This window comes from Polaromonas sp. CG_23.6, assembly GCF_029892315.1.
Lineage (GTDB): Bacteria > Pseudomonadota > Gammaproteobacteria > Burkholderiales > Burkholderiaceae_C > Polaromonas.
In genome coordinates, this window is the sequence record NZ_JARXUY010000001.1 from 902,329 (window position 1) to 918,618 (window position 16,290).

Here is a 16,290-nt window from a genome sequence, read left to right on the forward strand (position 1 = left end):
GCAACTTTCGGGAAGCACAGTTCTTCAGCAAGCTGCCCCACTGGGCTCAAAACGGCGCGGTGGGCCTTGACGGAAGCATGGACATCAGGCCTTCGGCCGCTGTCCTGTAGGCTTTCAGGCAAGCGGTTCCCACGCTCATCGCCGCTTCATGCGAAGGATAGGGATGGTCCGACGCGTCGATGCAGACCTCGCCGGCCTGCTCTTGCGCCGACAGCTGCGTGACCATCCAGCAAAAAAGTCCGGGCGACGATTCCTCCACCCGGAGATTGAGCACGCCGGAGGAAATCTGCGAACGCGCTGTCATAGCGCCCGGCCCAGTTCGGTCCCGACATCCCGCGCACCCGTTCCGACCTCGGCCACCGCCATGCGCAACTCCAGTTCGCTGCAGCGCAAGGCCGTAAGCCAGTAGTTCACCGATTCCGGTTCATTGATGTTGATCGGCTCGTTGGACGGCGCATGAACATTTGGCAAAAAGCCTGGCGAGTTGGATGGCATGATTTTTTTCCCTGGCGGTTGATGAAGAAGCTGCTCAATCTTCTGGCAATGCGTTTTCACGTCATGTCAGAAACTGCCCCTTGAGCTTGCAATCCAGACCAGCCAACAACAATGGGTCAAATGACCTAATAAAGGGGTTAACCATCGGCCACAACATCCCGCAGCCCCCGAAACGCCGCCTCAACCTGGCGTCACGCCCCGCAGCACTTCTTGTATTTTTTTCCGCTGCCGCAGGAGCACGGCTCGTTGCGCCCCGGCGTGGCTTCCTTGCGCAGCGTTTCAACCTTGGGGCCCAGGGTTTTCCACAGTTCGTGCAGGTCGTACACCGCCCAGATGGCCTCGCCGAACGCATTCAGCCGGGCGATGCTGGTGCTCGGCGTGCCTTCCTCGCTCAGGGGCGAGATTTCGCAAGCGCCGGTGTCGTCCTCGGTCATGGCGACGACGGCCTGCAGCGCGCCGTCGAGCCACTTGGCGGCGTCCTTGTCGCGCGGGGCGGCCCATTCGTCGGACCAGCTTTCCACCGCGAACATGAAGCCCAGCGCCCACACCTGCGCGAACGCGGGCAGGTCTTCCTTGGCGAACGCGGCCTGTTCCTCGGGCGGCAGGTCGGCCACCACGCCGCGAATGTCCATGACTTCAGGGTGGTAGCAGGCATCGTCTTCGAGCGAATCGACTTCGGCGTCGAGCGCGGTGGCAACTTCGTTCCAGCGCTGATCCCACAGCGCCACGAAGCGCTCACGCTGCGCTTCGCTGGCAAACGAGCCGCTGTCCTCGTCGGGTTCCTCGCCCTCGACCGGCAGGCCCAGCAACACGCCCAAGTATTCGTCGGCGGGAATCGGGCGGCGCGAGCAGATCACGGCAGCCATGAAGCCTTCGCAAAATTCCCACTGCGGCGTTTCGTCGTAACGGCTGCGCAGGTCGTCCAGAATGGCGTCGAGTTCGTCAAAAGCCTCGGTTTCCATAAAGGGCGTGTCCAGCGGTTTCAAAGGGTCAAGGTCAGGGGTGGGTGTCATGGTGTTCGGTCCTGAGCCTTAGGCAAGGCTCTTATGATTAAAGTGTAGCTTCCGCGCCCTTTGCGCTGTCAGCCTTTACGCCTTTACGCCCGCCAGGGGCGCCTCACCCATAAATTTACCTATGCCCCAGCGCTTGAAAACCCCGATTCCCGTCCGTTACGCTGCCCTTGGCCTGGCCTTGTGCGGCCTGCTGCTGGCGCTGGCCCGTCTGGCGCTGTGGGACGGCGGCTGGCTGGCGGCACTGACCTTGATGGCCTGCGCCTTGTTGGCTGCGCTCGGACTGCGCGACCTGCGCCAGCCCCGGCACGCGATTTTGCGCAACTACCCGGTGATCGGCCACCTGCGTTTTTTGTTGGAATACATCCGCCCGGAAATCCGCCAGTATTTCTTCGAGAGTGACAGCGAAGCCACCCCGTTCTCGCGCGCCCAGCGCTCGCTGGTGTATCAGCGGGCCAAGGGTGAGCCCGACAACCGGCCGTTCGGCACGCAGCTGGACGTGGGCCGGCAGGGCTACGAATGGGTCAACCATTCAATGGTGCCGACCAGGTTGCCGACACACGACTTTCGCGTCTGGATTGGCGGCTCGCCCGGCCAGCCCAGCGTGTCGGCCCAACCCTGCACCCAGCCCTACCATGCCAGCGTGTTCAACATCTCGGCCATGAGCTTTGGTTCGCTGTCGGCCAATGCCATCCTGGCGCTTAACCAGGGCGCGAAGATGGGCGGCTTTGCGCACGACACCGGCGAAGGCTCGATCTCGACGCACCACCGGGTCCACGGGGGCGACCTGATCTGGGAAATCGGCTCGGGCTACTTTGGCTGCCGCAACGACGACGGCAGTTTCAGCGAAGAACGTTTCGTCGCCAATGCCGCCGACCCGCAGGTCAAGCTGATCGAGCTGAAGATGAGCCAGGGCGCCAAGCCGGGCCACGGCGGCATCCTGCCCGGCCCCAAGGTGACGGCAGAAATCGCGGCCGCGCGCGGCGTGCCGGTCGGCCAGGACTGCATTTCGCCCGCCAGCCACAGCGCGTTTTCAACGCCGGTCGAGATGATGCGGTTCATCGCCCGGCTGCGCACCCTGTCGGGCGGCAAGCCGACCGGCTTCAAGCTGTGCATCGGCCATCCGTGGGAATGGTTCGCCATCGTCAAGGCGATGCTGGAGACCGGCATCACGCCGGACTTCATCGTCGTCGATGGTGCCGAGGGCGGCACCGGTGCGGCGCCGCTCGAATTCAGCGACCATGTCGGCGCGCCGCTGCAGGAAGGCCTGCTGCTGGTGCACAACACACTGGTTGGTGTCAATTTGCGCAGCCGCGTCTCGATTGGCGCGGCCGGCAAGGTCACCAGCGCCTTCGACATCGTGCGCCTGATGGCGCTGGGCGCCGACTGGTGCAACGCCGGGCGTGGCTTCATGATGGCGCTGGGCTGCATCCAGGCGCAAACCTGCCACACCGGCCGCTGCCCGACCGGCGTGACCACGCAGGACCCGCTGCGCCAGCAGGCGCTGGTGGTACCGGACAAGGCCGAACGGGTGCGCAACTTTCACCGCAGCACGCTGCATGCGCTGCAGGAACTGGTGCAGGCCGCCGGGCTGAACCATCCGAGCGAGGTCAATGCCCACCACATCGTGCGCCGGCTGACCGACACCGAGGTGCGGCTGCTGAGCAACCTGATCCTGCAGGTCGAGCCCGGCGCGCTGCTGGGGCCGATCGAGGCGCAGTCCAAGGTCTTTCGCCTGTACTGGCCGATTGCCAGCGCGCACAGTTTTCAGGCCAGCCGCCCGGCGGTCAGCGCCAGCGGGCCACCGCTGCATGCGGGCGGTCTGCCTGGCACGGCGCCCGCGACCCGTGCCTGAAGGCTGGCGTTCGAGTTTGTTTTCTATGGATTAAATAGTTGCATGTGCCCACCGGATATATGCAAACGACGTTTTTGACAAGTAATTGAAAGCTTTCATGGCTTGGCCTCCGGGGAACTGAGGCATGACGGACTCAGTAAACTGCGTCATGGTCACCCAGGTTCACTGGAATGATTTGCCCGTCCTGGATCAGCAGTTCCAGCGTGATGCGGTAGGACAGGTTGATGGACACCGAATGCAGCCCTTCAAACTTTCCGCGCAAGGCATGCAGGCGCAGCGAAGGGTGAAACGGATTGGCCTCCAGCAACTGCAAGGTCTTCAGGTAATGCTGGCGTAAATCGGGATGCTGCTTCAGAAACCGAGCGGCGCGGCGGTTGTAGTGCTCGGTGAAAACCAGGGAAAAGGGCTGTCTTGGCAAATTCACAGTGAATCCAGGCGAGCCAGGTGCGCGGCCGGCGACTCCTGGACCACCCGCCCGGCGGCCAGGTCGGCGCGGGTCTGGGCCAGCGCCGCATCCAGTTCGCATTCGCGCAGGTAATGGTAGTGCGCGATATCCATCACTACAAACCGGTCCTTGCCGCGAACCGACACCATGGCCTCGGGCGCCGAACTGAGCGCCAGCTCAATGGCGGAAATGCCTTTGGTTTTTAAGTCGTTGGCGCTGATGCGGGACATGCAGGAACTCCTGAAAATGGATTTATCGTACGCTAAATAATACGATAAATCACATTGTAAAGCCGGCTATCCACGATAATCCTGCGCTGCAGGTCTGGTTTCTCCTGCCCTTGGAGGCACGAAACAAGGCCTTGAACCAGATCACGGCAGTTTTCCAGTTTGCTATGAATTAAATAGCTATCTGCGCCCGAACACCATGCGCGAGCAGCCTTTTTGACATCGAAAGCACATGCCGGTCCTTGCTCAGCAGCAGGGTCTGGCCGGCCACGGCCAGGTCGATGAACTTCTGGTCGTCCGGGTCGCTGCAGTTCAGGCGCGCCTTGACGGCAACGTCGAGCAGGCGGGCGTGGCGGTCGAACGCGGCCAGCACGTCGCCGGCGCTGAGCCGGTAGAACGCCAGGCGCGGCACGATCTGCGGGTAGTCCAGCACGCGGGCGAGTTCGTCGCGCATCGGCTGGGTGGCAATCCAGTCGAGTTCGCCGGTTTCCAGCGCTTTCTTGATCGGTTTCGCGGCGGCATCGGCGAAAACGAAGATGTCCAGAATGATGTTGGTGTCGATGACGACCGGCTGCCTGGGCGCATCGGCCGGCAATGGCGCGACCCCTGCATCATCCTGCGCTGCATCCGCCTTCAGCATCACGCTTTGGGCGCATCAGCTGGCTTGCCGCGCGCCGAGCCGGCGACCATGTCGAAGCGGAACAGCCGGCATTCGATCGGGCCGTTCCACATCGGCACGCGGCGCGACTCCTTCAGGCGCATCTTGTTCGGCAGCTTCAGGTCGGGCGTGAGCAGGTGGGCGGTCCAGCCGGCGTAGTTTTTCTTCCAGTGCGTGGCAAGTTGCGGGAAGAAGTCCGAGGCTTCCTCGCCCCAGGCGTTTTGCGCCTGCTCGCGGCCGGGATTGGCCGAGCGGTCGCGCGGTGGCTCGAAGCCGCTTTCCTCGCGGCTGTCGCGGTCGTTGCGCTCGTCGCGGCCTGAACGCATGTCACGCTCGGGGCGAACCAGCGGCTGGCCGAATTCATCGACGCTCTGGCCCTGGAACTGCGAACGCCGCTGCTCGCGCTGCTGCACGCCGCTGGTGCCGGCCACACCCGCCACGTCGATGCGCTCGCCATACGGCGGGTTCACCAGCATCACACCGCTGGGTGCGGGGGGCATGCGCTGCAGCGCGTCGCCACCGCGAAACTGCACCGCATTGGCCACGCCGGCGCGCTCGGCATTGCGCTCGGCAAAGTCAACCATGCGGAAAGATACGTCGCTGCCGAACACCGGCGCGGTGGGTTCGGTGATCGCCGCTTCGGCCTGGTCGAGCAGGCCTTCCCAAACGTGGCCCTGAAAGGGCAGGTATTTCTGGAAGGCAAAGCGGCGGTTGATGCCCGGCGCGATGTTGCAGGCGATTTGCGCTGCCTCGATGGCGATGGTGCCCGAGCCGCAGCACGGGTCGTACAGCGGCACGCCTTGCCTGCACTGGGCGTCCCAGCCGCTGGCGGCAATCATCGCGGCGGCCAGCGTTTCCTTCAGCGGCGCATCGCCCTTGTCCTCGCGCCAGCCGCGCTTGAACAGTGGCTCGCCCGAAGTATCGATGTAGATCGTCACTGTTTCGGTGGTCAGGTGGACATACACGCGCACGTCGGGCCAGCGCGTGTCAACGCTCGGGCGCACGTCATTGAACTTGTGCCGGAAGCGGTCGGCAATCGCGTCCTTGATCTTCAGCGCGGCAAAGTTCAGGCTTTGCAGCGGGCTGTGCTGGGCGGTGATCTCGACCTTGAAGGTCTGCGCGGGCGTGAACCAGACTTCCCAGGCGACGCTGGCCGCAGCGTTATACAGGTCCTGCTCGCTGCGGTACTGGCCATGCTGCAGCTCGATCAGCACGCGCTGGGCCAGCCGGCTGTGCAGGTTGAGCTGCAGCGCTTCGCGCCAGGAAGCCTGAAGCTGCACGCCGGCGCGCCAGGCCTTGCCTTCGATGCCGGTGATGCGCTGGACTTCGGCGGCCAGCAGGTTCTCGACACCAGCGGCGCAGGGAAGGAAAAGTTGGAGTTGGTTCATAAGTTAGGTCACTTTGCCGGGCGCAACGTGCGGCGCCGCAGCGGGGTTGGATGAGAGCCCCTGGCTACATCAGGGCGAACGGATAGAAAGTATTTGAACAGGGAGTCCGGGAACTGGCTTCAACAGACCGCAGGCGCAGCGAACGACCGTGAGGGCCACATCCCCCACCAGCAGGGGCCGCGGGACTGGCTTCGCCAGACCGCAGGCGCAGCGGCCCCCTCGGGGGGCAGGGAGTTACGCGAAGCGAACGACCGTGGGGGCCACATCCCCCACCAGCAGGGGCTGCGGAACTGGCTTCGCCAGACCGCAGGCGCAGCGGCTTCCTCGGGGGGCAGGGAGTTACGCGAAGCGAACGACCGTGGGGGCCACATCCCCCACCAGCAGGGGCCGCGGGACTGGCTTCGCCAGACCGCAGGCGCAGCGGCCCCCTCGGGGGGCAGGGAGTTACGCGAAGCGAACGACCGTGGGGGCGACATCTACAGGGTTTTGCGCAAATTTGTTGGCGCAATGCGCAGCGCTTCTCGGTACTTGGCCACCGTGCGGCGGGCGCATTCAATGCCTTGTTCCTTGAGCATTTCTGAAATCTGGCTGTCGCTGAGCGGCTTTTTCGGGCTTTCGATTGCTATGAACTGCTTGATGAGCGCGCGTACCGCTGTGCTGGACGCATTGCCGCCGCTTTCGGTGCCCAGCCCGGAGCCAAAGAAATACTTCAGCTCGAAAGTGCCAAACGGCGTGCCCATGTACTTGGCGGTGGTGACGCGCGAAATGGTCGATTCGTGCAGGCCCAGCTCGTCGGCGATTTCGCGCAGCACCAAGGGCCGCATGGCGAGTTCGCCGTGGATGAAGAAGTTTTTCTGCCGCTCGACGATGGCGTTGCTGACGCGCAGGATGGTGTCGAACCGCTGCTGGATGTTCTTGATGAACCAGCGCGCTTCCTGCAGCCGCTGCTGCAGCGCGGGGCCGCCGCCCTTGCCGCCATGCTGGCGCAAGGCACTGGCGTAGATGTCATGGACCCGAAGCCGGGGCATGACGTCGCTGTTCAGCGTGACCTTGAAGCCCCGGCCGGCCTTGACGACCAGCACGTCGGGAACGATCAGGTTGCGTTCGACATTGGCAAAGCGCCGGCCCGGCTTGGGGTCAAGCCGGGCGATCAGGCCAATCGCACCCTTGATGACCTCTTCCGGGCACTTGCACAGCAGCGACAGGCGTTTCACATCGCGCTTGGCCAGCAGTTCCATGGGCTGCTGGCAGATCGCCAGGGCGGCGCGCGACTCGATGCTGTTCTTGCTTTCGAGCAGTTGCAGCCGCAGGCATTCGGCCAGGGTGCGCGCGCCGACGCCGGCGGGCTCCATGTGCTGGAGCAGCTGCAGGGCGATGGCGAACTGCTGCGCCAGTTCTTCGGCCTGCTCCGGGTGGTCGCTGGCCAGTCCGGCCGCCAGCGACGCCAGACTGTCTTCCAGGTAGCCATCGTCATTGAGCGACTCGATCAGGAAGTGCAGGGCGGCGCGGTCGAGTTCGGACAAGCGCAGGCCGAGCGCCTGCCGGTGCAGATGGTCTTGCAGCGACTCGTGCGCGCCGGTCAGGTCGGACGCTTCGGCGTCGCTGTCCTCCAGGTTGTTCTTGCGCGCCGGCGCGTCGCCGCCCCATTCGCTGTCGTCAGGCGAGGACTCAACCGAGCCATCGCCGTCCCAGCTTTCCTCCAGCGCCGCCTCGGTGCCGGCCTCTGCCGTGGTTTCAGACTCTTTTGAGGTGCTGGCGCTTGCTGTGTCTGTGTTGATAGCTATTGAATCCGTAGCGGACTCAAATTCACGGCTGTCCTGGCTGACCGGGGTGTCGATGTGCTCCAAGCCAAATTCCTCGCGCGGCGCACTGTCGTCCGCCAGTTCGAGAAAAGGATTTTCATCGAGCATCTGCTCGACTTCCTGGCTCAGCTCCAGCGTCGAGAGTTGCAACAGCCTGATGGACTGTTGCAGTTGCGGCGTGAGCGCCAGATGTTGTGAAACGCGAAGGGACAGCCCTTGTTTCATAAAGCCCCCACGCTCCCCGCTTCGCGTGGTTCGCTGCCCCCTGAGGGGGCTGGCATGGCTTCGGCATGGCCTTCCCGCCCGTGCCAGTACCGGCCGCAGGACCGGCTTTTCCGGACTGCAGGCGGGGCGGCCCCCCGGGGGGGCAGCGCAGTACACGAAGTGACAAGCGTGGGGGCCATACTCACATTTTGAAGTGTTCGCCGAGGTAGACCCTGCGCACTTCGGTGTTGCTCACGATCTCGGCCGGCGTGCCGTTGGCCAGCACATGGCCGTCGCTGATGATGTAGGCATGGTCGCAAATGCCCAGTGTCTCGCGCACGTTGTGGTCGGTGATCAGCACGCCGATGCCGCGCGACTTGAGAAAACCGATGATGCGCTGGATCTCGATCACGGCAATCGGGTCGATGCCGGCAAACGGCTCGTCCAGCAGGATGAAGCGCGGCTGGGTGGCCAAGGCGCGGGCAATCTCGACGCGGCGTCGCTCGCCGCCGGACAGCGACAAGGCCGGCGAGTCGCGCAGATGGCTCACGCGCAGGTCCTTGAGCAGCGCATCGAGCCGCGACTCGAGCTCGGTGCGGCTCAGCGGCTTGCCAGCGGCATCGCGCTGCAGCTCCAGAACGGCGCGCACATTTTCCTGCACGCTGAGCTTGCGGAAAATCGACGCTTCCTGCGGCAGATAGCTCAGGCCCAGGCGCGCACGCAGGTGGATCGGCATGTGCTCGACCGGCTGGCCGTCGATGGAAATCTGGCCGGCGTCGGCGCGCACCAAGCCGACGATCATGTAAAACGACGTGGTCTTGCCTGCGCCATTCGGGCCCAGCAGGCCGACAACCTCGCCTTTTTTCACCGACAGCGACACGTCCTGCACCACCAGCCGGCTGCCGTAGGATTTTCGCAGTCCCTGCGCCACCAGGCTGCTGGGCGTGTCAAGGCGCACGGCGCCGTCTCGCGCAGGCGCCGTTTGTATCGTTGCACTCATGGGTTCAGGGCGCTTTCGGGGCTTTGATGGTGCCCAGCCTGGTGCTGGGGCGTAAAACGGGCGCTGGTCCGCTGGGCGGCGGGGCGGTGGTGGCAGGCACTGTGCCGCGCGGCGACAGCATGGCGCGGACGCGTCCACCGGGATTGGCAGCGCTGGCGTTTTTCGCACCGGCATCGACAGTGAATACGTCGGTGTTGTTGTCGTACACGATCAGCGCACCGGAAGTTTCGTCGCTCAGCGTTGCCCCCTTGAAGCGGCGGACCACGGCGCGCCCGATGAACTTGACCAGATCGGCACGGCTGTCGTATTCGATGCGCTCGCCTTCGCCTTCGATGTATTCATCGACGCCGTCGCGCTTCTTGCGGTAATACGCCAGCTTGCCCGGCGCTGCCGTGGCCACAGCCAGCTGGTAGCCTTCCGGATCCTGGCTGACATCGACCTGTGCGCCCCGGATGATGGTCGTTCCCTTGGTGATGATGACATTGCCGGTGAAGACGCTGGTCTGCTTGAGGTCGTCATAGCGCAGGGCATCGGCCTCGGCATTCATCGGTTTGTCGCGGTCGGCCTTTTCGGCTGCAACAGGCAGCGCCACGCCTGTGGCAAGAAAAGCCATCAGGAGGAAAGAAAAAAAGGAGCGTTTCATAAGGCACGAATCTTGCAGCTGCGGGTTTTGCCATTGTAGCCATGCAAGGGCTGGCAAAACCTTGCAGCGCCTACTGGAGCGCAGCAAGGCGCAAGAAAACGGCTGGAGCCGTTGCCCCTGGCCGTGTGCGAAGCCCCAAAAGGCCCGGCGGCGCGGTGCTTCAGGGCTTGGCGGCGGCAGCTGGTGCCTGGCGCGACTGGGCGATCAGGGCGTCGGCAACCTGCAGCGAGCGCTCCAGCGTCTTGGCCTGCGTGCCAGAGGTGAAATAACGGCCATTGATGCCCAGGGCGGGAACGCCGTCCAGCGCATAGGCGTCCTGCAGCTGGGTGGCTTTGCGTGCCTTGGTGGTGACGGAGAACGAGTTGTACAGCTCCATGAACTTCGCCTTGGGAATGCCCTGCTTGTCCACCCAGGCGCTGATCTGGTCGGCCGTGTTGAGCGGCTGCCTGTCGACGTGGATCGCCATAAACACCTTTTTATGCAGCTCATCGACCTTGCCCAGACTTTCCAGCACGTAGTACAGGCGTTGCTGTGGCTCGAAATCAGGCCGGAAGGCGATGGGCACGCGGCGCACCGCCACATCCTTGGCCTGTTTTTTGCTCCAGGCGTCGAACATCGGCTCGAAGCCGTTGCAATGCGGACAGTTGTACCAGAAGAATTCGACCACCTCGACTTTTCCGGCGGGCGCTTCCGTAGGGGCCGGCTTGTCCAGTGTGAGGTAGTCAGAACCGCTTTGAAAGGCCTTGGCCTGGGCTTGTGCCAGCGAGGGCAGGGCGGAAATACCGGTAGCCGCAGCCAGCGAGACAGCTGAAATTGAAAACGCGCGACGTTGCATTGATTTTTTCTCCTGATGTCAATATCGACAAGTGTTGGATGCAGCACGGCCGAAAAGTTCAGCCGCTGCCGGATTTAGGACTTAACGCTGTACCCGGACCAGTGCCGTTTCGATCGAACTGTTGTCCAGCCGGTCCTTGACGCGGTCGGCATCGTCTTTTTTGTCGAACGGTCCGACACGCACCCGGTACACGGTGCGACCGGCCTGTTCGCGCTCGGTGACTTTTGCCTGCATGCCGAGCAGCAGCAGCCGGGCGCGCTGCTGTTCGGCGTCTTCCGGGGTGCGGTAGGCGCCAGCCTGAATGAAATAGTTGAAAGGATCGGAAGTCGCCGAACTGAAGGCCGGGGCGTCGGAACGCGACTTTGCCAGATCACCCAGCGGGTCGGCGGACGCGGGTCGGGATGGTTTGGCAACCGCTGTCGGGGCAGACGCCGCTGTCGTGGGTGCCGTCGCGGTTCTCGGCGGTTTCGCGCTGCGGTCGGGTTTTTTGGGGTCTTCCGGTGTCAGCACTGGGGCCGGCAAGTTGCCGGCGGTGGAGGGTTCGGCTGGCGGGCTTAATTCGCCCGAGGCCGACGGCGCCGGATTCTTCCCGGCCAGTGGCGCGTTGGGGTTCCAGTCCTTGTTCTTGCGGGCTTCCGCGGCGTCGCTGTCCGGCGTGTACATCGGGCTCTTGTTCAGGAAGGGCACCGGCACCTTGGTGACGTACACCGCCACTGTGAGCGCGATGCCCAGGCCGACCAACGCGCCGATCACCAGACCCAGCAGGGTTCCACCACGTTGCTTTTTCATACCGTATTCCCGCGACTTGACCGTAACTTGCATATGAGCTGGATGCCTTTTAAAGAGTGAAGTTTTCAAGTCGATTACATCTTGCGCGGGGCACTGACGCCCAGCACTGCGAGGCCATTGTGCAACACCTGCGCGGTGGCCGCTACCAGTGCCAAGCGTGCCAGCCTGACGGCTTCGTCGTCGACCAGAATCCGTTCGGCGTCGTAGTAGCTGTGGTAGCAGGCGGCCAGTTCGCGCAGATAGAACGCCACGTCGTGCGGCGCAAAGCCGTCGGCGGCATGGCTGAGCATGTCGGGGTATTTGGCCAGCAGCAGCATCAGCGCCTGGGCCTGCGGGCTGGTCAGGGGCGACAAATCGACCTGTGCCAGGCTGGCCTCGTCGCCGCCCCAGGCGGTCAGCACCGAGCAGATGCGCGCATGCGCGTACTGCACGTAGTACACCGGGTTTTCGTTGTTCTTGGCCAGGGCCAGGTCGATGTCGAAGATGTATTCGGTGTCAGGCTTGCGGCTGAGCAAAAAGAAGCGCACCGCGTCGGCACTGGTCCACTCGATCAGGTCGCGCAATGTGACGTAGCTGCCGGCGCGCTTGGAGATCTTGACCTCTTCGCCGTTGCGCACGACGCGCACCATGGTGTGCAGCACGTAGTCGGGGTAGCCCTGCGGAATGCCGGCGTTGGCCGCCTGCAGGCCGGCACGCACCCGGGCGATGGTGCCGTGGTGGTCCATGCCCTGGATGTTGACTGCTTTGCTGTAGCCGCGCTCCCATTTGGCCAGGTGGTAGGCCACGTCGGGCACGAAGTAGGTGAACGTGCCGTCGGTCTTTTTCATGACCCGGTCCTTGTCGTCGCCGTAGTCGGTGGACTTGAGCCAGAGCGCGCCATCTTGCTCGTAGGTCTTGCCGGCGTCCTTCAGGCGTGCCACGGTGGACTCGACGCGCCCTTCGGTGTAAAGGCTCGATTCGAGGTAATAGTTGTTGAACCTGACCGAAAAAGCCTTCAGGTCCAGGTCTTGCTCATGGCGCAAATAAGCCACGGCGAACTGGCGAATCGCGTCGATGTCGTCGACGTCGCCCGAGGCAGTGAATTCGCGATCGTCGGCGCTGACAGTCTTGCCAGCCATGAAATCTTGCGCGATGTCGTCGATGTAGTCGCCGTTGTAAGCCGATTCGGGCCACAGCGCATCGCCCGGCTGGATGCCCCTGGCGCGCGCCTGCGTGCTGTTGGCCAGGGTCTGGATCTGCACACCGGCGTCGTTGTAATAAAACTCGCGCCAGACATCGGCGCCCTGCGTGGCATAAAGGTTGCAAATGGCATCGCCCAGCGCCGCCTGGCGGCCATGGCCGACATGCAGCGGGCCGGTCGGGTTGGCCGAGACAAACTCGACGATCATTTTGCGGTCGTGCGCCAGCGGCCGGGTGCCGTAACCGCTGCCGGCGGCCAGAACCTCGCGAACGGTTTCCTGCTTGGCAGCGGGCTTGAGGCGAATGTTGATGAAGCCAGGGCCGGCAATTTCAATCGCCTCGACCCAGCGGTCAAACGCCGGCATCGGCAAGAGCAGGGCGCGCAGGGCCTCGGCCGTTTGGCGCGGGTTCTGTTTCAGCGGTTTGGCCAGCTGCATGGCCGCCGTGCAGGCGAAATCGCCATGCGTGGCGACCTTGGGGGACTCGAAGGCGGCTTTGTCGCCAGCGCCCGGAGACAGGGTTTGCAGTGCGTGGGCAAGGTCAGAGAGCAGGTCTTTTTTAATCGAAAGCATCACTGGATTTTACGGGGAAGCCAATCCGGACCGATTTGGCACGCGGTCCGGCGCAAACCCGGTCATCGAATCCGCTCGGAGCCGCGTTATGGACAAGATTTCCGGTCGGAAATCACCTCTGTTCCCATTTACTGGAATCACCATGAACAAACCGTTGTCTTTGATCGCCGTTGCCTTTGCCCTGACGATGGGCCTGTCTGCCGGAGCCCGTGCCCAGAGCGCGCCAGCCGCATCACCAGCACCCGCGCCGGCCAAGATGGCCCCGGCGCCGGTGGTGTCGCCTGCTTCCCCGGCCGTGGCACCGCCGGCCAAGACCGCCCAGCAAAGCAAGATGGCGACCTGCAACAAGGACGCTGCCGGCAAAAAGGGCGATGAGCGAAAAGCCTTCATGAAGGAATGCCTGAGCGCCAAAAAAGAAGTGACCGCAGCCGCACCTGCCCAGCAAAGCAAGATGAAAACCTGCAATGCCGACGCCACCGGCAAAAAGGGCGACGAGCGCAAGGCCTTCATGAAAGAGTGCCTGAGCAAATAAGCGCCGCTATTGCCCGGCAGGCATCAGCGCAACAATCGGTTGCTGCATCACCCGAAGCGCATGACGCCGCCGGTGATGCGCCCCGTTTTCAGGGCGCCGGCTTTTCGTCAGCCGTCAGCTTGGCGAACTGGCTCATCACATGCTTTGTCCAGTAGGCCAGGTCGTATTTCCTGACATGCGCCAACAGCCGCTGCATGCGCTCGCTGCGCTCTTGCAGCGGCATGTCCAGCGCCTGGTCCAGCCCTTCGTCCATCGAATTTCGGCTGAACGGGTTGACGAGCACCGCATCGCTGAGTTCCATGGCCGAGCCGGCAAACTCTGACAGCACCAGCACGCCGGACTCGCCATTTTTGGCTGCGACAAACTCCTTGCAGACCAGATTCAGGCCGTCCCGCAAAGGGGTGATCCAGGCAATGTCGGCGGCACGGTAGGCGCATACCACTTCCTCGAAAGGCATGGGCGTGGTGGACAGCATGATGGGCAGCCAGCTCATGGTGCCGAAGTGGCCATTGATGCGCCCCACCAGTTGCTCGATCTTGGTCTGTTCGGCCTTGTAGACCGCCATGCCATCGGCCGCCGAAACCGTCACCAGCAGCAGCTTGACCCGTCCAGCCAGCTCGGGCCGGCGCAGCAGCATCCGCTCGAAGGCTTCGAGCTGCTGCCGTGTGCCTTTGGCATAGTCCACCCGGCTGACGGAAACGATCAGGATTTCGGCGTTCATGTCGCGCCGGATGTTGGCCGTGCGGGCCCGGCCATCCTCGGAATCGACGGTCTCGGCAATCAGGTCGGGTGAGGTGCCGATCGGCCAGGTGTCGATCAGGATGCGACGCCCCTGATAGTCCAGGTGCGTGGTGACCACCGTCTCCGACATGGCCATGCCGGTGGTATGGATCGGCTCGGGCACGGGCGCCTCGTGCCGGACAATGCCCGCACGCAGGCCTTCGGCCAATGCACAGAAATTCTGGCTGTAGCGGGGTATGTGAAAGCCCACCATGTCGCAAGCCAGCAGGCTGTCCAGAATCTCGTCGCGCCACGGCATGATGTTGAAGACATCGGCGGCGGGAAACGGCGTGTGATGCAAGAAGGCAATCTTCAGGTCCGGCCGCAGCTGGCGCACGAACTTGGGCACCAGCCACAGGTTGTAGTCATGAATCCACACCACGGCGCCCGGTGCAGCATGCTCGCAGGCCGCCTCGGCAAACAGCCGGTTGACTTCGCGGAACGTGGCCCAATGGGTGTTTTCGGTGGAATAAAGCCATGGAAAAGAGTTCAGCACCGGCCAAAGCGCTTCTTTGGATGTCACATGGTAAAACTGGTTGATCTGCCCCGCATCCAGCGGCAGGCGCACCACGTCGTACGCGCCAAAGCTGTCGCTGAGCGTGATGCGGCGCTCGAAATTCGGCGTTTTTCCGGCGGGCGATTTTTTCCAGGCGACCCAGACCGCCTTGTCGACATGGCTGAAAAAGCGCTTGATGGTGGGCAGGATGCCGTTGGGGCTGCGCGGCTCGCGCAGCACGAGCTTGCCGTTCTCCATGACTTCTTCATAGGGCTGGCGGTGATAAACAATGACGAGTTCGGTATTCATTTTTTTTCTCCTTGGGTGAGTCCGTGAAAACGCTGCAGGGCTTGCAGCACGCCGCCGGCGCCTTCCCACTCGCTGTGGTGCACGTTGGCCATGCCCGCCAGGGCCTGCTTCAGCAAGGGCTCGCTATTGGCCACGGCCACACCGGCCAGTCCGGTCTGGAACAGCGACAGGTCGTTCAGCGTGTCGCCCGCCACCAGCGTGCGCTCGGGCGCCAGGCCCAGCGCTTCAAGGGTCTTGAGCAGGGTCGGGCCTTTTTGCACGCCGCGCGGCAGCACATCGAAATACTTCTCGGCTGACAGCAGCACGTCAAAGCCCATCGGCATGAGCAGGTCCCGCGCGGTGTGCGCCAGCGCCTCATCGGTGTAAAAGCAGGAAACCCTGCGGCCTTCAATCACCGTCTGTGGCTTCAGGTGCGGATGGTCCTGCAGGACGACCTGGATCCGCTCCCGTGCATCCGTGCCCCACGCGGCATCAAGCCAGGCTTCCACCGCCGTCAACGGCAGGAACTGCGGGCCGGTGTAAACACTGGTGCCCACGTCGGCAATGATGTGGTCTGGCTGTAGCGGCAGATCGTCGAGCACGTCCTGCATGGCGGTCAGGCTGCGGCCACTGGTGTAGATCAGCACGATTTCATCGCGGCGAGCCTGGATCCAGTCATACAGCGCCGTGCGCTGCGCCGGGGAACCGCCCAGAAAAGTGCCGTCCAGATCGGTGGCAAGGATGGTTTTTTGCATTTCAACTCCTTTTTTCCGTTGCCGGAAAATAGATAAAGCGCGCCGGTTCAACCAGCCGGTGCGCAAGCGTCAGGAACCAGCGGGCGGGCAGCCGGCGTGCGCCTGACAGGCAAAGCGCGCAGCGGGCTGTTGACAGCCAACTCTGCGCACGAAGAAGGAAGGCTGTGCCTGAGCCTTCCGGATGGGTAAAAAATGGAAAAGTGCCGGTGCGGCGTGTGGGGAACGCATGACCTCCTGAAAAGGAAATTATGCGTGCCTGGCAATGACGCTCTGTGCGCAAACCTGCGCCGTGATGGCTGGTGTGAAAATCCGCCTTATGCACCTGTTGCCAACACCC

General features: G+C 63.4%; 17 protein-coding genes. 2 read left to right on the plus strand and 15 right to left on the minus strand.

Annotated elements, in window-relative coordinates:
• Positions 1 to 46: 46 nt before the first annotated feature.
• The 3 genes from H4V98_RS04275 to H4V98_RS04285 form a co-directional block, all read right to left on the minus strand.
• Positions 47 to 304 carry a hypothetical protein gene (locus H4V98_RS04275; protein WP_196864297.1) on the minus strand — a complete coding sequence of 86 codons (258 nt, stop codon included), beginning with the start codon at positions 302 to 304 and terminating at the stop codon, positions 47 to 49.
• Positions 301 to 495: a DUF3606 domain-containing protein gene (locus tag H4V98_RS04280; protein WP_196864296.1), complete on the minus strand. Its 195-nt coding sequence runs from the start codon at positions 493 to 495 to the stop codon at positions 301 to 303. Before H4V98_RS04280 ends, H4V98_RS04275 begins: the two co-directional genes overlap by 4 nt.
• A gap of 191 nt (positions 496 to 686) precedes the next feature.
• Positions 687 to 1,508 carry a UPF0149 family protein gene (locus tag H4V98_RS04285; RefSeq protein WP_196864295.1) on the minus strand — a complete coding sequence of 274 codons (822 nt, stop codon included), beginning with the start codon at positions 1,506 to 1,508 and terminating at the stop codon, positions 687 to 689.
• 121 nt (positions 1,509 to 1,629) lie between these two features.
• Between H4V98_RS04285 and H4V98_RS04290 the strand changes: the two genes are divergently transcribed.
• Positions 1,630 to 3,360 carry an FMN-binding glutamate synthase family protein gene (locus H4V98_RS04290; RefSeq protein ID WP_196864294.1) on the plus strand — a complete coding sequence of 577 codons (1,731 nt, stop codon included), beginning with the start codon at positions 1,630 to 1,632 and terminating at the stop codon, positions 3,358 to 3,360.
• 133 nt (positions 3,361 to 3,493) lie between these two features.
• On the opposite strand, the gene H4V98_RS04295 is transcribed toward H4V98_RS04290, so the two are convergent.
• The 10 genes from H4V98_RS04295 to argS all read right to left on the minus strand — a co-directional run bounded on the left by H4V98_RS04295 (position 3,494) and on the right by argS (position 13,102).
• Entirely contained in the window at positions 3,494 to 3,784 is a 291-nt protein-coding gene (locus H4V98_RS04295) for a hypothetical protein (RefSeq protein ID WP_196864293.1), read from the minus strand.
• On the minus strand, positions 3,781 to 4,035 hold the full coding sequence (locus H4V98_RS04300) for a hypothetical protein (RefSeq protein WP_196864292.1): 255 nt from the start codon (positions 4,033 to 4,035) through the stop codon (positions 3,781 to 3,783). Before H4V98_RS04300 ends, H4V98_RS04295 begins: the two co-directional genes overlap by 4 nt.
• A gap of 169 nt (positions 4,036 to 4,204) precedes the next feature.
• Entirely contained in the window at positions 4,205 to 4,672 is a 468-nt protein-coding gene (locus H4V98_RS04305; protein WP_196864291.1) for a putative toxin-antitoxin system toxin component, PIN family, read from the minus strand.
• Positions 4,672 to 6,078: a THUMP domain-containing protein gene (locus tag H4V98_RS04310; protein WP_196864290.1), complete on the minus strand. Its 1,407-nt coding sequence runs from the start codon at positions 6,076 to 6,078 to the stop codon at positions 4,672 to 4,674. Before H4V98_RS04310 ends, H4V98_RS04305 begins: the two co-directional genes overlap by 1 nt.
• Before the next feature lie 476 nt (positions 6,079 to 6,554).
• Positions 6,555 to 8,105 carry an RNA polymerase factor sigma-54 gene (locus H4V98_RS04315; RefSeq protein ID WP_196864289.1) on the minus strand — a complete coding sequence of 517 codons (1,551 nt, stop codon included), beginning with the start codon at positions 8,103 to 8,105 and terminating at the stop codon, positions 6,555 to 6,557.
• A 181-nt stretch (positions 8,106 to 8,286) separates the two neighbouring features.
• Entirely contained in the window at positions 8,287 to 9,084 is a 798-nt protein-coding gene (gene lptB, locus H4V98_RS04320) for an LPS export ABC transporter ATP-binding protein (RefSeq protein WP_196864288.1), read from the minus strand.
• Positions 9,085 to 9,088: 4 nt separating this feature from the next.
• Positions 9,089 to 9,727 carry a lipopolysaccharide transport periplasmic protein LptA gene (lptA, locus tag H4V98_RS04325; RefSeq protein WP_196864287.1) on the minus strand — a complete coding sequence of 213 codons (639 nt, stop codon included), beginning with the start codon at positions 9,725 to 9,727 and terminating at the stop codon, positions 9,089 to 9,091.
• 160 nt (positions 9,728 to 9,887) lie between these two features.
• On the minus strand, positions 9,888 to 10,562 hold the full coding sequence (locus tag H4V98_RS04330; protein WP_196864286.1) for a thiol:disulfide interchange protein DsbA/DsbL: 675 nt from the start codon (positions 10,560 to 10,562) through the stop codon (positions 9,888 to 9,890).
• An 81-nt stretch (positions 10,563 to 10,643) separates the two neighbouring features.
• Positions 10,644 to 11,351 carry an SPOR domain-containing protein gene (locus H4V98_RS04335; protein ID WP_196864285.1) on the minus strand — a complete coding sequence of 236 codons (708 nt, stop codon included), beginning with the start codon at positions 11,349 to 11,351 and terminating at the stop codon, positions 10,644 to 10,646.
• 74 nt (positions 11,352 to 11,425) lie between these two features.
• The gene (gene argS, locus H4V98_RS04340) at positions 11,426 to 13,102 is read right to left on the minus strand and encodes an arginine--tRNA ligase (RefSeq protein ID WP_196864284.1); all 1,677 of its coding nucleotides are present in this window, start codon (positions 13,100 to 13,102) and stop codon (positions 11,426 to 11,428) included.
• Positions 13,103 to 13,244: 142 nt separating this feature from the next.
• Here argS and H4V98_RS04345 point away from each other — a divergent pair, with 142 nt between their 5' ends.
• Entirely contained in the window at positions 13,245 to 13,634 is a 390-nt protein-coding gene (locus H4V98_RS04345) for a PsiF family protein (RefSeq protein ID WP_196864283.1), read from the plus strand.
• Positions 13,635 to 13,722: 88 nt separating this feature from the next.
• Here H4V98_RS04345 and ggpS read toward each other — a convergent pair whose 3' ends face one another.
• Positions 13,723 to 15,219: a glucosylglycerol-phosphate synthase gene (gene ggpS / locus H4V98_RS04350; protein ID WP_196864282.1), complete on the minus strand. Its 1,497-nt coding sequence runs from the start codon at positions 15,217 to 15,219 to the stop codon at positions 13,723 to 13,725.
• Positions 15,216 to 15,953: an HAD-IIB family hydrolase gene (locus tag H4V98_RS04355; RefSeq protein ID WP_196864281.1), complete on the minus strand. Its 738-nt coding sequence runs from the start codon at positions 15,951 to 15,953 to the stop codon at positions 15,216 to 15,218. The genes ggpS and H4V98_RS04355 overlap by 4 nt, the downstream gene beginning before the upstream one ends.
• Between the last annotated feature and the right edge of the window lie 337 nt (positions 15,954 to 16,290).

What these genes read in the sequence shown, in the direction of transcription:
- H4V98_RS04275 (WP_196864297.1), bottom strand. Translation starts at nt 304, where the DNA reads ATGACAGCGCGTTCGCAGATTTCCTCCGGCGTGCTCAATCTCCGGGTG.
- H4V98_RS04280 (WP_196864296.1), bottom strand. Translation starts at nt 495, where the DNA reads ATGCCATCCAACTCGCCAGGCTTTTTGCCAAATGTTCATGCGCCGTCC.
- H4V98_RS04285 (WP_196864295.1), bottom strand. Translation starts at nt 1,508, where the DNA reads ATGACACCCACCCCTGACCTTGACCCTTTGAAACCGCTGGACACGCCC.
- H4V98_RS04290 (WP_196864294.1), top strand. Translation starts at nt 1,630, where the DNA reads ATGCCCCAGCGCTTGAAAACCCCGATTCCCGTCCGTTACGCTGCCCTT.
- H4V98_RS04300 (WP_196864292.1), bottom strand. Translation starts at nt 4,035, where the DNA reads ATGTCCCGCATCAGCGCCAACGACTTAAAAACCAAAGGCATTTCCGCC.
- H4V98_RS04305 (WP_196864291.1), bottom strand. Translation starts at nt 4,672, where the DNA reads ATGCTGAAGGCGGATGCAGCGCAGGATGATGCAGGGGTCGCGCCATTG.
- H4V98_RS04310 (WP_196864290.1), bottom strand. Translation starts at nt 6,078, where the DNA reads ATGAACCAACTCCAACTTTTCCTTCCCTGCGCCGCTGGTGTCGAGAAC.
- H4V98_RS04315 (WP_196864289.1), bottom strand. Translation starts at nt 8,105, where the DNA reads ATGAAACAAGGGCTGTCCCTTCGCGTTTCACAACATCTGGCGCTCACG.
- lptB (WP_196864288.1), bottom strand. Translation starts at nt 9,084, where the DNA reads ATGAGTGCAACGATACAAACGGCGCCTGCGCGAGACGGCGCCGTGCGC.
- lptA (WP_196864287.1), bottom strand. Translation starts at nt 9,727, where the DNA reads ATGAAACGCTCCTTTTTTTCTTTCCTCCTGATGGCTTTTCTTGCCACA.
- H4V98_RS04330 (WP_196864286.1), bottom strand. Translation starts at nt 10,562, where the DNA reads ATGCAACGTCGCGCGTTTTCAATTTCAGCTGTCTCGCTGGCTGCGGCT.
- H4V98_RS04335 (WP_196864285.1), bottom strand. Translation starts at nt 11,351, where the DNA reads ATGAAAAAGCAACGTGGTGGAACCCTGCTGGGTCTGGTGATCGGCGCG.
- argS (WP_196864284.1), bottom strand. Translation starts at nt 13,102, where the DNA reads ATGCTTTCGATTAAAAAAGACCTGCTCTCTGACCTTGCCCACGCACTG.
- H4V98_RS04345 (WP_196864283.1), top strand. Translation starts at nt 13,245, where the DNA reads ATGAACAAACCGTTGTCTTTGATCGCCGTTGCCTTTGCCCTGACGATG.
- ggpS (WP_196864282.1), bottom strand. Translation starts at nt 15,219, where the DNA reads ATGAATACCGAACTCGTCATTGTTTATCACCGCCAGCCCTATGAAGAA.
- H4V98_RS04355 (WP_196864281.1), bottom strand. Translation starts at nt 15,953, where the DNA reads ATGCAAAAAACCATCCTTGCCACCGATCTGGACGGCACTTTTCTGGGC.